The 1,861-nt window shown below is 50.6% G+C and carries 2 protein-coding genes; both read right to left on the minus strand.

The window, feature by feature from the left end; all coding sequences use genetic code 11:
- Positions 1-341: 341 nt before the first annotated feature.
- On the minus strand, positions 342-875 hold the full coding sequence (locus VJ464_13735; protein ID HKQ06191.1) for a DUF6155 family protein: 534 nt from the start codon (positions 873-875) through the stop codon (positions 342-344).
- A gap of 157 nt (positions 876-1,032) precedes the next feature.
- Positions 1,033-1,683, minus strand: a complete 651-nt coding sequence (locus tag VJ464_13740; GenBank protein HKQ06192.1) for a hypothetical protein — start codon at positions 1,681-1,683, stop codon at positions 1,033-1,035.
- Positions 1,684-1,861: the final 178 nt, after the last annotated feature.

Raw genomic sequence — 1,861 nt, forward strand, 5'->3', positions numbered from 1 at the left:
CGCAAAGCGCCGCCGCCATTGCCGCTGTCGCTTGCCCATCCTTTGCGGTCCACCAAATCCTTTAACCGCGGCGATGCGATGCCCGCCGCTCACCGGCGTTTGTCTGCCGATTGTTGCCAACCTCGCCGCTGCGCCGGGTGAGTGTCGCCAGCGGTGCGACGCCAATGAATGATCGTTGCAGGCAAGTCAGGCCATCCGCCAGATTGCATCGTTGCGCCAGTCAGCGACTGGGGGCGCGTCGCCCAACGAACACACATCACCGGGCGCGGCATGGTGCGATGGCAAGACGTTGAGAAGTCCGCTTGCCGCGCTCCGGTGCATGTCGTTGTTAGGCGTATCCGTCAGCGCTCGAAGTTCTCCTCATATATCTCTCTGAGCCAGTCGTGAAATCCCCACCCTATCTCAGAGGTGGCATCTACCATCCTCCGACAACGCCTCTCGTATAACTCTTCTAGCTCATTCTCCACTATCAATTTCACTGCCCACTTGTACATATTCCCTAAACTCTCATAGAACCGCTCGTTCATATCCCCGTATGTGTTTGTACACTCGATGCCTACCTCCACGTAGTACAGCATTAAATCCGCTAGCGACGTTTTGCTACGGCTGACGCGCCGGTATTCCGCGACCGCCTTTCTCGCAACCGATAGCCTCATCTCACCAAGCCCGCGCGCTGGCAAGAACTCATTCTTAATAATCGCCTTGTATTTATCTATGACAACCGCATCATCTTCCGGCGTGAGCCGAGTATGGTAATAATCCCTTACGACATCCAACCTGGTAAACAGGTCGACGATATCATGGACAAGCTCCTCTCGGGAGCGGACCTTCAAGTACCGCTTGAGGGCTCCGATACTCAGACCTTTTTTCGCCATATGAGTTGGAATTTTAAACCAGAGTAGGAGATACGCCTAACGCTCACGTTTAGCGGGGCCGCGAACGGGCTCACAAGGAATGATGAGAAACTCGCTTCGCGGCCTCCGCTGCAACGTGTTGTTAGATGTTGCCTATTTGCACATATATTAGTTGCTCTTACCAGTAAGGTTTAGAATCCGGGCGGGGCAACCACTGAATCTGCCCATCCGCTGCTACCTGAGTAACAAACCTGAATGACTCTCGGCGCTCGAATGGATACCAAGCAGGACGAAAGTAGACGACTACTTCAATATCTAAATCCTGTACTGGTTCCATTGAGGGAGGCACAGAGTAACCTAAGTCTACAGTGGCAGATTTCATAGGAGCAATTTCCTTATAATAATCTGGCACAGCCACCATATCGCCTATCTCTCCGATTTCTGGCTCCTTCGACTCTGTACCGTCCCGCTTGCTGATAACTATCCCCTCAGCATAGTCCATAACTTTATAGTTGATAAAGCGGTGTCCCAATGCAACGTTATAAATGGACATACTGCCCTGATTGGTAATTGAGAATCTTGCTGTGAGTGCATTTTTCGGGTTTAAACCAGACAATGGTTGAACCTCAATTCGAGGCGTCCAATATCCAAAAATCGTGATATAGGCACTGATGATACTGATTAGTGCGACAGCGCTAGCGATTATTTTGCCAACTGTGAGTTTACTCCTGATCTTTTTAAAAGTGGATTTGAATAAAGAAACAGAGCGTCTACGAGTGCGTTTACTCTTGTACTTACTGCGGTGTTTCCTTGTTCTACTTTTTGGCATTGTCTATTTAGTGGTTGAGTATTCACGCCTGCAACATCTAACGCCCGCGTTCAGCGGGGCCGCGTGTGACACTCCGATGTTGATGAGAAATTCGCTTCGCCGCCTCCGCTGCAACGCCTTGTTAGACGGCCCTTAGTTATACTTTGTCATAAATATCCGCGATCAGCAGAGTACATTG

The organism is Blastocatellia bacterium, from assembly GCA_035275065.1.
GTDB lineage: Bacteria > Acidobacteriota > Blastocatellia > UBA7656 > UBA7656 > DATENM01.